Origin of the sequence: Rahnella sp. BCC 1045 (assembly GCF_019049615.1) — a bacterium.
In the GTDB taxonomy this organism is placed as follows: domain Bacteria; phylum Pseudomonadota; class Gammaproteobacteria; order Enterobacterales; family Enterobacteriaceae; genus Rahnella; species Rahnella contaminans.
In genome coordinates, this window is the sequence record NZ_JAFMOZ010000122.1 from 36,757 (window position 1) to 51,397 (window position 14,641).

Consider the following 14,641-nt stretch of genomic DNA (forward strand, 5'->3'; position numbering starts at 1 on the left):
CGTTCTCCTTTACTTAAAGCATCGTGAAAGCAATCATGCCGATGATCCCGCCGGTGGTGCCCAGCAGGGTTTCCATCACGGTCCAGGTTTTCAGCGTTTGCAGTTCACTGGCACCGGTAAATTTACCGAACAGCCAGAAACCGGCGTCGTTCACGTGGCTCAGCACGATGGAACCGCCGGTGATACAGATGGCCAGCGCCGCAAGTTGCCCGCCGTTCAGCCCGAGCTGATGCGTCACCGGCAGAACCAGGCCGACGGTGGTCAGGCAGGCGACGGTCGCCGACCCCTGAATCACGCGCACCACGGCGGCCAGCGCAAAACAGGCCACGGCGATAGGCAAACCGGTGCCTATCATGGCGTCACCGATGGCCGGGCCGACGCCGGAATCCACCAGAATTTGTTTGAACACGCCGCCCGCACCGGTCATCAGCAGGATGATCCCGGCCGGTTGTACGGCAGCAGAACAGATGGCCAGAGTTTGTTCGTTGGTCATGCCGCGCGGTTTAGCCAGACCGTAAATCACAATCAGGCAGGCAATCAGAATGGCGGTGAAGGGATGGCCTATAAATTCCAGCCATTGCTGCAAATGAGAACCCTGAGTGACGAAACGCGCGCCGATGGTTTTCATCCCCACCAGCACCAGCGGGCATAAGATGAGTGCCAGACTGAAACCGAAAGACGGCAGATTGTCTTTGTTCAGCGTCGGCGCATTTTCTTCCACCGGCATTGGCCAGTTCACATAGCGGCTGATGAAATTGCCGTACAGCGGCCCGGCGATCAGCATGCCGGCAATGGCGGCGACCAGACCGATGGCAATCATCCAGCCAAAATCCGCGTTAAGTTGTGACGCGAGAAGCATCGGCACCGGCCCCGGAAGCAGGAAACAGGCGGCTGCGGCAACACCGGCAAACAACGGGATCGCCAGCCTGACAATGTTGCCGTCAGTTCGGCGCGCAACGGCAAACACAATGCCGATCAGCAGAACAATGGCGACGTCGAAAAACAGCGGCAACGCGCACACCAGCCCGGCAATCCCGAGGGCGTAATTGGCTTTGTTTTTGCCGAAACGATTCAGTAAATGGGCCGCAATTTGATCGAGCGCGCCGACTTCATGCAGGATCTTGCCAAACATCGCGCCCAGCGCCACTACGATCGCCAGAAAACCGAGCGTGCTGCCCATGCCTTTTTGCATGGTGTCGGCAATAGTATCAATGGGCATACCGGAGAAAATCCCGGCGGCGATTGATACCAGCATCAGCGCCACAAAGGCGTGCATGCGGACTTTCATGACCAGGAACAGAAGCAGTAAAACCGACCCGACCGCTGTCCCGACTAAAGTAACTGTATTCACGCGCAGTGCTCCTGTTGCTGGAAACTTTGAATATGTTGCAGGGTTTCTGCGATGACATCGTCAAGCGGCTGGTTGATATTGATGGTGATGACATCGCTCTCTTCACCCCCTGGCTGCTCCAGCGCGGCGAACTGAGAAATCAGCATTTGTGACTTAAAGAAATGGCCTTTTCGCGCTGCCATGCGTTCCTCGATCACCGGAAAATCGCCTTGCAGATAGATAAATGACAGATTGCCGTTGCCTGCCCGCAAGCGGTCGCGGTAGCGTTTCTTAAGCGCGGAACAGACGATGATCGACACGTTATTGGTCCGCTGCATCGCGAACGCCGCGTCGTTGAGTGCGGCCAGCCACGGCGCGCGGTCGTCATCGTTTAACGCCTCGCCTGCGGCCATTTTGGAAATATTGCTGCGCGGGTGCAGAAAATCGCCGTCAAGAAAACCGGCGGATAACTGGTGTGAAACGGCGTTGGCGACGGCGGATTTTCCGCTGCCGGATACGCCCATGAAAATATAAATACGATTGTTATTCTGATTGTTGTTCTGGTTCTGGCTCACGGTTCAGCTCCTGGCACGGGATCTTAAATAAAAATGTTACCGGTAACATGTTATCGGTAACATTATCAGAGGGATTTTCGCGTCTGACAATCGGTGGCGGCGGGTGAAAACCATAAATGTGATCAGGTTCAAAGTTAATTATTAGCGATGAAACATTTTAGATGGGGTTATTAACAGGTGAATAACACAGTCTCGGGTTCAGCAAAGAATAGTGATTCCGCCTTGTAATAATCACGTTCCTTGTCTATTACTTAAATCACGTAATAAACCGCTGTTTTTGCAGCGGCTTATTACTTAACAGGGTAATTAAAAAACAGGCGTATCACGATGTTCTTCCGCCGGATTTCCGGTACTCATACTTCTGAGGCAAAAATGAAAATATCTCACGCGTTGCTGGCTGTGGCGTTAACCGGTGGTCTTTCCTTTAGCGCATTTTCTGCTCAGCTATTGAAGAAAGCAGATTTTGAAAAAGTCGCCTCGCAATATACCAAAGTCGGTTCGGTCACTACGTCGAATAAAACTTCGCAGTCAGGCGCAATTGAAGACCTGTCTAAAAAAGCCGATAAAAAAGGCGGTGACGTCTTTGTATTAACGTCCGGCAATACCAACAATAAAATCCACGGCACTGCTGACGTGTATAAGAAAAAATAAGTAATATGATCGTGAAAAAACCACGTCAAGGCGTGGTTTTTTTATACAGAAATGAAGAGAAATTTCAGGCAGCAAGCCCTTCCGGCCAGCGTTCCGTCGGGTACAGCGCCATACGGATATTGAACAGATGGAACAGCGGTTTAAATAGCGTCATGTCCGAACGGCACAGCGCTTCGAGGTTTAACAAAACGCGGTTTAATTCCTCAAGCAGGGATTGCGGCGGCGCGATATAAATATTTTTCAGCCGCATTTTGATGTACTGATTAATTTCAAACATCAGCGCGTCCGTTTCCAGCGTATGACTTTTTAAAATAGCCTGATGGCGGGCATAAAAATCATAGCAATTCACGCCCAGCCAGATTTCCGTAATCAAATTTCCGCCCAGCGCGACATTCGGCACCGGATCAACTTTATTACGCGGCAAAATAATATTCACCTTATCGAGCATACTCGCGACGTACTGCTGACGCCCGCGCAGTGACGACGCGTTAATTTTGATCGCATTGGTAAACTGCAATAACTCTTTAATGCCTTTGCGCAATGCGCGTTTTGCCGTCCATGAAGGCCGTTTATTGCGGATAAGTGCCGTGGTCAGCAATGCAATCACAATCCCCACCAGCGTGGAAATCGCTGCGTTAACGATCACCAGCAGGTCAGGTTTGAAATCATGGCTCATGCCGATAAAACCGGGGATCTGCGTGGCAATAATCAGGCCGATAAAGTTGGTGGAAGGATTGGCAATCACCAGTCCGAGCGCCAGCAGACCCGGCGCGAGGCAGATAATCAGTGATTCAAACGTCACTGTCAGCGGAATAAACACGGCGGCATAAACAATGCTGATCAGAATCGCAATCAGCACGCCTTTGAGAAAGACGTGGATCGAGGCAATCGGGCTGTCGAGCGAGGCGAAGAACGAACAGATAACCGCCGCCATCATCGGCGCGGAAGCCCCGTCACGCCAGCCGGTGCCGATCCAGAACAGACAACCGACCATGGTGGCGGCAAAGGCGCTGAAGGCCGATAACAGGATCATCCCTTCATCTTTATGCTTTCTGATGAGCCTGAGTTTGCTGCGTTTTTTCTCTTTGCTGAACTGGCTGACGCGTTCGGTCACGCCAAAGTATGATTCCGCAATGTGAATGAAATTCTGCAAACGCTCCAGCAAACCGATAAACAACAGCCCTTCTTCCGGCGTCATTTCGCCCCGCTCGTAGCACGTTTTAATTCTTTCCTGCGACGCGCGGATATCGTCCTGAATCGCCTTCGCATTGCCGCTTTGCTCCGGGCTGTTCAGCCACAGCAAAAACTGGCTGAAGGTCGCGGAGACAAAATCCGGGAACGCAATGCCCTGCTCGCCCAGCAGGCTCAGACGTTTTTCAATCGCCGTCAGGGTCGGGATCAGATACGACAAATGCTGATACTGCGCGGTCACCAGGCGAATTAACCGGCGCGCGGAATCGCCCTCAAACACGCAATGCGTAATCAGCGTTTCCACGCTGATGGGGTAGTTCGCCATCTGCACCAGAATGTGTTCGCGCTCAGGCGACGTCTCTTTGGGCGTAACGGTCAGCAACTCAGAACAGAGTTTTTTAGCACTGTCGTACCAGTTACTGACGCTGCTCTCCAGAAGATTGCGCATACGCACCGGGAACACCAGCATGTGGATCAGCGAACTACAGACAATCGCCACGGTGATCTCTTCGACGCGCGAAATCACCGTGTAAGTGATGGAAAGCGGCGTATCGACGTCGGCAAATCCCATGATCGCCGCGCTGTATCCGGCCAGCATAAAAATGTACCCCTTCGGCGTGCGGTCGTGCAGCGAAAGATACAGGCAGAAAGCCACCCACAGCGACACGCTCAGGCTGAATAGCATCGGATCGGTGACCGTAAACGGATAGACCAGAAAGATGAAAATCCCGCCGAGCACCGTGCCCAGAAAACGGTACGTGGCTTTAGAAAGTGTCGAGGCAGAATAGAGCTGGGAAATGACGTAAACCGAAACCATTGACCAGGCAGGTTTATCGAGATTGAGTTCAAGCGCGATATATAAGGCTAAAAATGCCGCTATACAGGTTTTGACGGAGAACAAGAGCGCATTTTTTGTTAACCATTTCATTTTTAAATCAACAGCTCAGCGTATTTTAAAACAGTATTTTAGCCTGTCGGGAAGATTGCGCCCTTTTGAAGAGTGTAACAAAACATACGAAACTATTAGTCACCTTACAAAATTGCCTCACGCGCCCGCCTTCCTCTCCTGCCGGCAAAAAAAATCCACGCCGTGGCGTGGATCAGTTGTAACGCTGTCAGTGATTCAGAAAGGACGGATGATCGCCAGAATCCCGATAATGATGACGCAGAGAGCGATAATTCCCGCGGCATTGCGCAGTAATGCGTAATTTTTTGCAGGCATCCCGGTGGCGCGTTTGCGTAAATCGCCGGAAAGCAGCCCGTGCAGCGCGGAAAGGAAGAACACCACGAGGATCTTAATCAGCAGCCACGCGTGCGGGATCTGGCCGTGGCTGACAATCATCACAATCCCGGCAATCCACAGCACAATCATCGCCGGGCTGGTGACGCAGCGATTCCATTTACGGACAGTATCGAGCAACGCCGCTTTGCCCGCGTTATCCTGTATTCCGACGGTTTTAGAAAACGTTATGGAAACCAGCGCCATCGCCAGCATTCCGCCGATCCACAATATCCCTGCGATAATGTGCAGGGTGTTCAGCCACTCATGAAGCATGTTTTATTCCTTCTAAAGTTAACGACAATGCGGTACGCCGGACAACTTCAACCTGCTGTCTCTTCACGGCTTTTACCGGATTATGTCCTTTTCCCCTGATAAAGGCACGGGTAATGTCTCCGTGTTTTCGGAACGTCAGGTTTTCTGTTTTCTTTCTTTTTGGAAATTGAGTAGGTAGACTGGGCTACCTACTGAATGATTCACTAAGATGAGCGACGTTATGTCACAACCTGAAACGCCAGCGGAAAGCGCCCGCGACCGCCTGCTCGGCGCGGCACGCGTCCTGTTTTATAACGATGGCATCGCCGCTACGGGCATTGACGCCATCGTGAAAAGAGCGGGCGTGGCGAAGAAAAGCCTCTACAACAATTTTGAATCAAAAGCGGAACTGGTTGCTACGTACATCACCATTCGCCACGACGAATGGCTGGCGCTGTATGCACGCCGCGAGGAGGAAGCATCCGGCCCGAAGGAAAAAGTGCTGGCGGTTTTCCGCGCGTATGACGATCACGCTGAATTTTCGTACGAGCGCGGATTTCGCGGCTGCGGGCTGCTCAATGCCGCCGCCGAACTCCCTGCCGGTGCGCCCGGAAGAATGGCGGTGCGCGGCCACAAGGAACAGGTGGAATCCATTGTGTCTGCCCATTTGCTGGAGCTGTTTGCCGGCGATGAAGCGAAAGCGCAATTACTGGCGCGGCATTTTTCATTCCTGCTCGAAGGGGCAATTTCCCGCGCCGGACTGGAAGGCAACGGTGCCTGTGTACGTCAGGCGATGGCGATGGCCGACGCCATGATGGAGGCGCCGTGACAAGCTCGCCTGCAGAACGGTTACTCGGCATTCTGGCCGTGGTTTTTGCCTCAGTGTTATGGGGCTCAACGGGCACGGCAGCGACGTTCGCCCCGCAGGTCAGCCCGGTGGCGATTGGCGCAGTGGCGATGGGCATCGGCGGCCTTTTGCAGGCGGCCATTGCCGCACGCGGCATTCTCAGACACCGCCGGGCGCTCACTTTGCACTGGCGGATCTTACTGACCGGCGGCCTGTCCGTCGGCATCTATCCGCTGGCTTTTTATGCCTCGATGCACCTTGCGGGCGTGACGGTGGGTACGGTGATTTCCATTGGTTCCGCCCCGCTGCTTTCTGCGCTGATTGAATATTGGCTCGAGGGCCAGCGTCTGACCCGCCGCTGGATGGCGGGCGCGGCCATCGGTGTGGCCGGAATGGTGCTGTTATGTCTGGCCGAAAGCAGCACGCACGCCCTTTCAGGCCAGCAGCCGCACGCGCTGGCGGGCATGGCGCTCGGTCTGGTTGCCGGGCTGACTTACGCCCTTTATGCGTGGGCGGCGCGCCAGCTGATGCAGCGCGGCGTTCCTTCGCGTGTGTCGATGGGCGCAACGTTTGGCCTCGGTGGCCTGTTGCTGATGCCGGTGTTATTCGTGACCGGCGCGCCATTGCTGGCTTCGTGGAATAACGCCGCGGTCGGCGCTTACATGGCGCTGATCCCAATGTTTACCGGTTATGTGTGTTTCGGTTATGCGCTGGCACGCATTCCGGCCAGCCTGGCGACCACTATCACGCTGCTCGAGCCTGCGGTGGCGGCGGTTCTGGCAGTGCTGATTGTCGGCGAACGCCTGCCCGCAATGGGCTGGACTGGCATCGGGCTGGTGGTCGCCTGCCTCATTTTCATCACCGTTCCGCTGAGAAGCAGGCCGGTGCTGACATAGGCCTGAAAGAAGAATGGCCCTTTGCAGGGCCATTATTTTTTGGCAAAAATCACACGCAATCAGACTGCCGCCGGGGCTTCCAGCGAGGCCATATCAATCACAAAACGGTAGCGAACATCCGCTTTTTCCATACGTTCGAATGCCGCGTTGATTTCATCCATACGGATCATCTCGCAGTCCGGCAGAATGTTTTTCTCAGCGCAGAAGTCGAGCATTTCCTGCGTTTCGCGGATCCCACCGATTGGCGAACCCGCCACGCGGCGACGGCCCAGCAGCAGCGGCACGGTGTTGAACTCTTCCATCGGGCCGACCTGCCCGACCAGCACCAGCGTCGCGTCCACATCCAGCAGCGGCATATATTGCGTGATGTCGTGTCTGACCGGCACAGTATCGATAATCAAATCGAAGTGATCGTGCGCCTGCGCCATCGCATCACTGTCTGCGCTGACCAGTAAACGGCTCGCGCCCAGCGCCAGTGCGTCAGCTTCTTTGGCATTGGAACGGCTCAGTACGGTGACATCCGCGCCCAGTCCGACGGCCAGTTTAACGGCCATGTGGCCCAGCCCGCCCAACCCGATAACGCCCACACGGCTGCCCGGCCCGACATTCCAGGTTTTCAGCGGCGACCAGGTGGTGATACCGGCGCACAACAGCGGCGCGGCTTTGGAGAGATCTAACCCTTCCGGCATCCGCAGGCAAAATTCCTCACGCACCACTAAGTGCTTGGAATATCCGCCCTGCGTCGGCTCTTTGGTAAAACGGTCATAACCCGCGTATGTGCCGGTGTTCCCTTCGCGGCACAACTGTTCTTCGCCCTTTTTACACTGGTCACATTCCTGACAACTGTCCACCATACAACCGACGGCAACGTGGTCACCCACTTTGTAGCGGGAAACCTGATTACCTACCTGCGTTACGCGACCGACGATTTCATGGCCGGGGACAATCGGATAATAGCTCCAGCCCCAGTCATTCCGGGCGGTATGCAAATCAGAATGGCAGACGCCGCAATACAAAATCTCCATTGCAACATCATTTTCACGCAGGCCGCGACGTTCAAATGCGTAGGGTGCCAGCGGTTTTTTCGGATCGTACGCTGCAAATCCAACAGTTTTCATCGGTAAACTCCTGAGTTGATAGTGACCCCTTCACTATAGAATTTACCCTCAAAGCCACAAGCCACAGTCCTCCTGAATCCTTGCCTGATTCTGTTCAGTTTTCGCCGCTTTGCGACGTTGTGCGATAAAGAATCACAGTTCACATGCAGATGTGAAAATTTCTTTGCGGCACTTTCCGAAAATTATCCTTAAAATTAAATAACATATATAAAATACTCCGCCATATCCCCAATCATTTTTCTGTGATTTCGCAACTTTTAATGTGAAATTGAAATGCCTACACTGTTAAACATTGAGAGGCATCAGGTTAATCAATTTATCGGGTGGTCAGCATGCTGAGTGCAAATGAGCGGCGCGATTTTATTTACCGGCACATCCATGAAAACCAGATTGCCTATTACGACGAACTGGCGTCGCTGATGAATGTGTCGCACATGACCATTCGCCGCGATGCGACGTTGCTGGAACGTGAAGGGAAAGTGCTGCGCGTCAACGGCGGTGTGCGACTCAGCGAGTTTTTGCATCAGGAACTGCCATGGCAGGAAAAGTCATACCTGAACCATAAGATCAAGAAAGAACTCGGCCAGTGCGCGATGCGCAGAATTGCCGAAGGCACCATTATTTATCTGGATGCGGGCACCACCACCTTTGAGATTGCCTGCTGCATTCCGGCAAATTTCCGGTTAACGGTGGTGACCAATGATTTTTCCATCACCCAGTTACTGATGAATAATCCGGCAATTGATTTATTTCATGTCGGCGGGCGGGTCGATAAACGCAACTATTCCTGCGTCGGGCTAAGTGCGGCTAATTTTATTAAAGCGCTGAACATCGATCTGGCTTTTCTCAGCGCCAGTTCATGGGATTTAAAACACGGTATTTCGACACCTTATGAAGGCAAAGCCGAAGTGAAGCAGACTGTTATTTCTGTTGCTAACCGGAGCATATTAATTTCCGACAGCAGCAAATATGGTAAATACGGCTTTTATTCCGTCTGCCCGCTGAACACGGTGGATGAGATTATTACCGATTCAGTGTCGAAAGAATGCAAACAAACATTGTCAAACCTGACCTCACCCAAAGTGACATTTGTCGATATTTTATAATGTGAGAAAATAATGAAATCGGAAAATAAAATACGCGAAGATATTTGCTTTGCGGGGGAATCCCTTTTTCAAAGAGGCTATACCGTCGGTTCTTCCGGTAATATCAGCGCCCGCCTGGACGACGGCTGGCTGATTACGCCGACCGACGCCTGTCTGGGCAATCTGGATCCGGCAAAAATAGCCAAAGTGAATCTTCAGGGCGAATGGATCAATGGCGAAAAACCGTCGAAAACCCTGAAACTGCATCAGGGTATTTATCAGAATAACCCGGACGCGCAGTGTGTAACGCATACGCATTCCACCTATCTGGTATTGCTGACGCTGTGCGGCGTCTGGTCTCCGGAGGCCATATTGCCGCCCATCACACCGTATCAGGTGATGAAAGTGGGGAAAATCCCGCTGATTGATTATCACCGCCCCGGCGCGCAGGAGGTGGCTGAACGCGTTGCGACGCTGGCAAATCATGTGAAAGGGGTGATGCTGGAACGGCTCGGGCCGGTAGTCTGGGGACATTCCGTGGCACACGCCAGCTATATTCTCGAAGAACTGGAAGAAACCGCCAAATTATGGCTAAAGTCAGAAAGAAAAGTCATTGCGCTGCCGGATGAGGCAATTAACGAGTTGTGCGCCCTGTTCGGCTGCCACTGGTAATAATAATAATTTATCTCTTACCCTTACTCTATTACAGGTAAATAAAATGACCGCATATGAAATCATGCCGCGGGTGGCCTATTTAATCGCCGTATCCATGCTGGGGTGGTATACAACACGGAAGTTTAAAGTTAACTCGCAGGATATTGCCAAATTACTGATTTATATTTTCTCACCGATAGTCTGTTTTGTACTTATCCTGAACTCACCGGCGAACATTAATTACGCCATGTATTCGGTAGTGTTTTATGTTGTCTCCTGTATCGCCGCTTTTCTGGCGTATCTGGTCGGGCGTTTATTATGGAAAGACAACCGCGCGAATTTATTCGGCGCAGCAGGCGGACAAGGTAACGTCGGTTATTTTGTCTTACCACTGGCCATTGGCTTGCTCGGCGGTACACCGGACGGCGCCGCAGCTATCAGCATCGTGGTTTTCGCCAAAGTCGCCTCGAGTATTTATGAATTTACCGCCGCGTATTACATCACCGCGCGTGGCCGGTACTCCATTAAAAACAGCCTGATCATGGTATTGAAAATGCCGACACTGCACGCGGCCATTCTTGCCCTGATTTTGAAATACTTCCACTTTGAACTGCCGGACGTGATTAAAAGCAGTGTCGACGGATTTGTCGGCGGTTACTCCACGCTGGGCATGATGATTATCGGTATGTCACTGGCACGCTTCGATAAATTAATTCCGGACTGGAAGTTCGCCATCGCCTCGATTCTGTGGAAACAAGGGTTATACGCGCTGGTCATCATCGCGATATTCCGCTTGTTTAATCTGAATCACTATGAATATGTGGTGATGGTCATGCTGGCCTGTAATCCGCTCGCTGCCAACATCGCCGCCGTCGCGTCAGCGCTGGACGTTCACCCTGAGAAAGCCGCCTTCGCCATCATGCTGAGCACAATCCTGGCAGTGGTCACCGTGCCACTCACCATCTGGCTGGCCATGTAGTTGTAATTTTCAAGATTACGATTATTAACGCTGTACCTGAAGTTCATCACTTTTATCTGAAACCAGGAGTCACGCATGTCTTCTTCAAAAAACCTTACGCTGCACAGCGCGTTAGTTGTCCGCTCGCCGTTTGACGCCACGCTGCTCGACATATACCGCCAGTCACACGGCGACATTGATATCACCTGGACGCCAACCACGGTGTTAATGAAAAACATTGCCAGCGGGCTAACCGGCGACGTAGTCATTGTGACCGATCAGGCGATGGATGAGCTGATCGAACTTGGCGTAGTGGACGCCGCCAGCCGTAAACCGCTGATCGTCTCGCGCATCGGTTTCGCGGTAAAACAGGGCGACACCCGACCAGACGTTTCCACCCCAGAAGCGCTGAAAAAAACCTTGCTGGAAACACGTTCGGTTTGTTATTCCATCGGCGGCGCAAGCGGCATTCATTTTAAAACCGTGCTCACCCGTCTGGGCATTGAGGCAGAAGTGGACGCCAAAGCCAGCCCGATCCCGGAAGGATTTACGGCAGAAAAACTGATTACCGGCGAAGCCAGTCTGGCGGTTCAGCAAATCAGCGAACTGCTGGTGGTGTCAGGCATTGAAATCGCTGGTCGTCTGCCGGAGGAACTGCAAAAAGTGACGTCGTTTTCCATTGCGCTGTTCAGCGCCTCCCCGCTAAAAAACGAAGGTGCCGCGCTGATTGACATTGTCACTGCGCAAGCCTCAAAAGAGGCCTACGCCCGTTTCGGCCTTGATTGCCGGGTTTAACCCCTGAGCCACAGGAGAAGAACATGCCTAAAACGATTGTCCTGCTGCACGCCACGCCGGTGGCAATGCAGCCCGTCAGCGTCGCAATGGCGGAATTATGGCCCGACGCCATCCCGGTAAATCTGCTCGATGACGGGTTGTCTATTGAGCGGGCCAAAAATGTTGAGCTGACACAGGCACTCACCGAACGTTTTATCCGCTTCGGGCAATACGCCAGTGATACCGGCGCAGACGGTATTCTGGCGACCTGCTCCGCGTTTGGCGAAGCTCTGGAAAAACTTGCTGACCAGCTCACCATTCCTGTGCTGAAACCCAATGAAGCCATGTTTTTAGCCGCACTCGATGCAGGAAGCCGCGTGGGTATGATCGCCACTTTCCGCCCTGCCATCGCCGGAATGGAAAAAGAGTTCAGCGACATGGCCGTGCGTCTGGGTAAAACGGTCTCACTGAAGACGGTATGCGCCGAAGGTGCGATTGAAGCGCTGCGTGCCGGTGACGATGAAACTCACCACCGGCTGGTGGCGGAATATGCGCAGCAACTGACTGGCTGCGACGCCATCATGCTGGCGCATTTCTCCACCTCGCGTGCGCTGAAAGCCGTGCAGGCCATCACCTGCGTGCCGGTTCTGGCGGCTCCGCAGGCGGCGGTCAGTGAGATGAAAAAGCGCGTTTTGCATAATGAAGGAAAGACATCATGTTGATGGGTGTGATTGCCGATGACTTCACCGGCGCCAGCGATATAGGCGTGACGCTGGCGAAAGGCCTGGCGGGCGAAGGCGGCATGAAAACAGCGCTGTACATGGGCACGCCGGGAAATGCGGCGTTGCCGGACATTGAGGCCGGCGTGATTGCGCTGAAAAGCCGTTCGCTGCCCGCCGCCGAAGCCGTCGCACAATCGCTGGCAGCCTGTGAATGGCTGTTGGCGCAAGGTTGTTGTCAGATTGTCTTCAAATATTGCTCGACGTTTGATTCCACGCCTGCCGGGAATATTGGCCCGGTGGCGGAAGCGCTGGCGAACCGGCTTGGCGCACGCGGCGTGGTGGTGTGTCCGGCGTTTCCCGATATGGGGCGGACGTTGTATCAGGGGCATTTGTTTGTCGGCTCCAGCCCGCTCAATGAATCTGGCATGGAACATCACCCGCTCACGCCGATGACCGACCCGGATATCCGCCGCGTGCTGGCCGCGCAGTCTGAAAATCCGCCGGGATTTATTTCGTGGCAACAGGTTCAGTCGGGCAGCGCGTCAGTGCGCGATGCGCTTTTGGCGCAGGCGGAAGAAGGCCGCTGCCTGGTGGTGACCGACAGCATCACGAACGCCGATCTGGTCACCCTCGGCGCGGCCTGCAATGAAGCACGGCTGATTACCGGCGGTTCGGCTATCGCGCAGGGGTTGCCGCATAATTTCATTGCCAGGGGCGACGCGCAGGGCAATGTGCCACAGCGCATCGGCGTGCAAGGAAAAGGCGCAATTCTCGTGGGAAGTTGTTCGCGGATGACGTTGCGCCAGATTGCCCGGCACGCCGCCGGTCATGCCGTTTTGCAGATTGACGCGGAAGACTTGCTTCTGGGAAAAGTATCCCGTGAAACACTGCTGGATTTCATTGAACAAAACCAGCACCGCGCACCGCTGATTACGACGTCGGGCGACGTGTCCAGCGTGTCAGTTTTACAGGAACGTTATGGCCGCGAAAAAGTGGCGAACGCCATCGAAGATTTCTTTGCCACACTGGCGGTTGCTCTGGCAGACGCGGGCGTAAAACGACTTGTCGTCGGCGGCGGCGAAACCTCCGGCGCGGTGGTGAAAGGCTTGCAACTCGGTTCGGTGGTGATTGGCGCAGAAATCAGCACCGGCGTTCCGGCACTGCTGGCCATGCGCAATGCACAACCCATGGCGCTGGCGTTGAAATCAGGCAACTTTGGCAGCGAAGACTTCTTCAACCGCGCGTTTCAGACACTGGCTCCGTAAGGGGCCGTTTCCTCAAAACCTTTCCACCCTCACCATTTAGATCAGAAAATCAGGGCAAAACACTACCCTTTTTTAATGTCCGGATGCTGGCTCAGCCACTGACTACGGTACTGCGAAGGCGAACGCGCAGTACTTTTACGGAACACGCGGCAAAAATAATTGCTGTCGACAAATCCGCAACTGCTCGCCACTTCTTTGATCTTCAGTTCATAGCCTTTCAGCAGCAGTTTTGCCCGTTCCAGCCGGACATGGTTAAGGTATTCGCTGAAGCCGGTATCGCCGGATTTTCGGAAAAGATGTGAGAGGTAGTTCGGCGTGATATGGAACCGCTTTGCCACGTTTTCGCGGGTCAGCGGCAGCGAGGCGTTTTCCTCGATATATTTTTTCATCACTTCAAACAGCGCGCCACTGCGGGTCAGAATTTGTGTGCGGTTCGCCAGTTGTTCCTGACAATGGCTCAGCAAACCGGCGACCACGCAGCGGGCGGTTTGCTGGTCATCCGGGTTTGAAACGATTTCATTCATGGCCTGCAATAAAAACGAGCCGACCCGCGGCCCCAGCCGGGCGACGCTTTGTTTGTCCGTTTCGTAAAACCGGTTGCCGTCCCAGGATTGCAGGCTGAAACCGAGTTTTTCTTTGCTGAACAATATGCTCAGCAGCACGGCGGGCGCGCTCCACTGGGTGAGATTCCATTTTCCACCAGGGATATACAGCGCGTCGCCCTCTTTGAGCAAGCCCTTTTCAGCCGGAAGACTGCGGTCATGAACGTGGCCTCTGACCACAAATTCGATGCGCGGGAAGCTGACCAGCAACGCCAGTTCGGGCATGGGTTGTGTGTTATCCGGAAAGCGCACCGCCTGCGCTTCACTGCCACAAAACGATCGGAAAAGAGTGTCTATCACAACGGGCAGCATGGCGTTCTCTCAGTTTTTCAATTGCATTGAATCTTGCCATCAAGGTCAAGACCTTGGGTTGCCACCCAAACTGGCCCCAGGTCTTGACCGGTGTTAGCCGACGCCAACGGTTTTGACCGGTGTGGCA

General features: G+C 53.8%; 15 protein-coding genes. 9 read left to right on the forward strand and 6 right to left on the reverse strand.

From position 1 onward, the window contains the following. Window positions 1-13: 13 nt before the first annotated feature. Both gntU and gntK read right to left on the reverse strand, forming a co-directional pair. Window positions 14-1,351 (reverse strand): gluconate transporter, encoded by a 1,338-nt coding sequence (gene gntU / locus J1782_RS10530; protein WP_152327143.1) that lies wholly within the window; start codon window positions 1,349-1,351, stop codon window positions 14-16. After that, entirely contained in the window at window positions 1,348-1,905 is a 558-nt protein-coding gene (gene gntK / locus J1782_RS10535; protein ID WP_371819764.1) for a gluconokinase, read from the reverse strand. Before gntK ends, gntU begins: the two co-directional genes overlap by 4 nt. Window positions 1,906-2,277: 372 nt before the next feature. Between gntK and yahO the strand changes: the two genes are divergently transcribed. Beyond that, window positions 2,278-2,556: a DUF1471 family periplasmic protein YahO gene (gene yahO, locus J1782_RS10540; protein ID WP_101076551.1), complete on the forward strand. Its 279-nt coding sequence runs from the start codon at window positions 2,278-2,280 to the stop codon at window positions 2,554-2,556. A 64-nt stretch (window positions 2,557-2,620) separates the two neighbouring features. Here yahO and J1782_RS10545 read toward each other — a convergent pair whose 3' ends face one another. Further along, a complete protein-coding gene (locus tag J1782_RS10545) occupies window positions 2,621-4,675 on the reverse strand; it encodes an FUSC family protein (RefSeq protein ID WP_217153117.1) in 2,055 nt (684 codons plus the stop codon). A gap of 195 nt (window positions 4,676-4,870) precedes the next feature. Then, window positions 4,871-5,302 carry a CopD family protein gene (locus tag J1782_RS10550; protein WP_165057715.1) on the reverse strand — a complete coding sequence of 144 codons (432 nt, stop codon included), beginning with the start codon at window positions 5,300-5,302 and terminating at the stop codon, window positions 4,871-4,873. 220 nt (window positions 5,303-5,522) lie between these two features. On the opposite strand from J1782_RS10550, the gene J1782_RS10555 reads away from it, so the two are divergent. Both J1782_RS10555 and J1782_RS10560 read left to right on the forward strand, forming a co-directional pair. Next, a complete protein-coding gene (locus J1782_RS10555; RefSeq protein ID WP_152327139.1) occupies window positions 5,523-6,110 on the forward strand; it encodes a TetR/AcrR family transcriptional regulator in 588 nt (195 codons plus the stop codon). Further along, complete coding sequence (locus tag J1782_RS10560; protein WP_217153118.1) at window positions 6,107-7,024, forward strand: DMT family transporter; 918 nt, start codon at window positions 6,107-6,109, stop codon at window positions 7,022-7,024. Before J1782_RS10555 ends, J1782_RS10560 begins: the two co-directional genes overlap by 4 nt. A 59-nt stretch (window positions 7,025-7,083) precedes the next feature. Here J1782_RS10560 and J1782_RS10565 read toward each other — a convergent pair whose 3' ends face one another. Next, complete coding sequence (locus J1782_RS10565) at window positions 7,084-8,142, reverse strand: NAD(P)-dependent alcohol dehydrogenase (RefSeq protein ID WP_217153119.1); 1,059 nt, start codon at window positions 8,140-8,142, stop codon at window positions 7,084-7,086. A gap of 332 nt (window positions 8,143-8,474) precedes the next feature. On the opposite strand from J1782_RS10565, the gene J1782_RS10570 reads away from it, so the two are divergent. From J1782_RS10570 to otnK, 6 genes are all read left to right on the forward strand, one after another. Beyond that, on the forward strand, window positions 8,475-9,248 hold the full coding sequence (locus J1782_RS10570; protein WP_235937313.1) for a DeoR/GlpR family DNA-binding transcription regulator: 774 nt from the start codon (window positions 8,475-8,477) through the stop codon (window positions 9,246-9,248). Between the two features lie 12 nt (window positions 9,249-9,260). Further along, on the forward strand, window positions 9,261-9,899 hold the full coding sequence (locus tag J1782_RS10575; RefSeq protein ID WP_165057723.1) for an aldolase: 639 nt from the start codon (window positions 9,261-9,263) through the stop codon (window positions 9,897-9,899). Window positions 9,900-9,945: 46 nt separating this feature from the next. Next, window positions 9,946-10,860, forward strand: a complete 915-nt coding sequence (locus J1782_RS10580; protein WP_165057725.1) for an AEC family transporter — start codon at window positions 9,946-9,948, stop codon at window positions 10,858-10,860. Between the two features lie 75 nt (window positions 10,861-10,935). After that, a complete protein-coding gene (locus tag J1782_RS10585; protein WP_217153120.1) occupies window positions 10,936-11,634 on the forward strand; it encodes a substrate-binding domain-containing protein in 699 nt (232 codons plus the stop codon). A gap of 23 nt (window positions 11,635-11,657) precedes the next feature. Next, window positions 11,658-12,335: an aspartate/glutamate racemase family protein gene (locus J1782_RS10590; protein ID WP_217153121.1), complete on the forward strand. Its 678-nt coding sequence runs from the start codon at window positions 11,658-11,660 to the stop codon at window positions 12,333-12,335. Next, the gene (gene otnK / locus J1782_RS10595) at window positions 12,329-13,600 is read left to right on the forward strand and encodes a 3-oxo-tetronate kinase (RefSeq protein WP_208952484.1); all 1,272 of its coding nucleotides are present in this window, start codon (window positions 12,329-12,331) and stop codon (window positions 13,598-13,600) included. Before J1782_RS10590 ends, otnK begins: the two co-directional genes overlap by 7 nt. A gap of 62 nt (window positions 13,601-13,662) precedes the next feature. Here the strand turns inward: otnK and J1782_RS10600 are convergent, their stop codons facing one another. Then, window positions 13,663-14,514, reverse strand: coding sequence for an AraC family transcriptional regulator (locus J1782_RS10600; RefSeq protein ID WP_217153122.1), 852 nt, complete (start codon window positions 14,512-14,514; stop codon window positions 13,663-13,665). Between the last annotated feature and the right edge of the window lie 127 nt (window positions 14,515-14,641).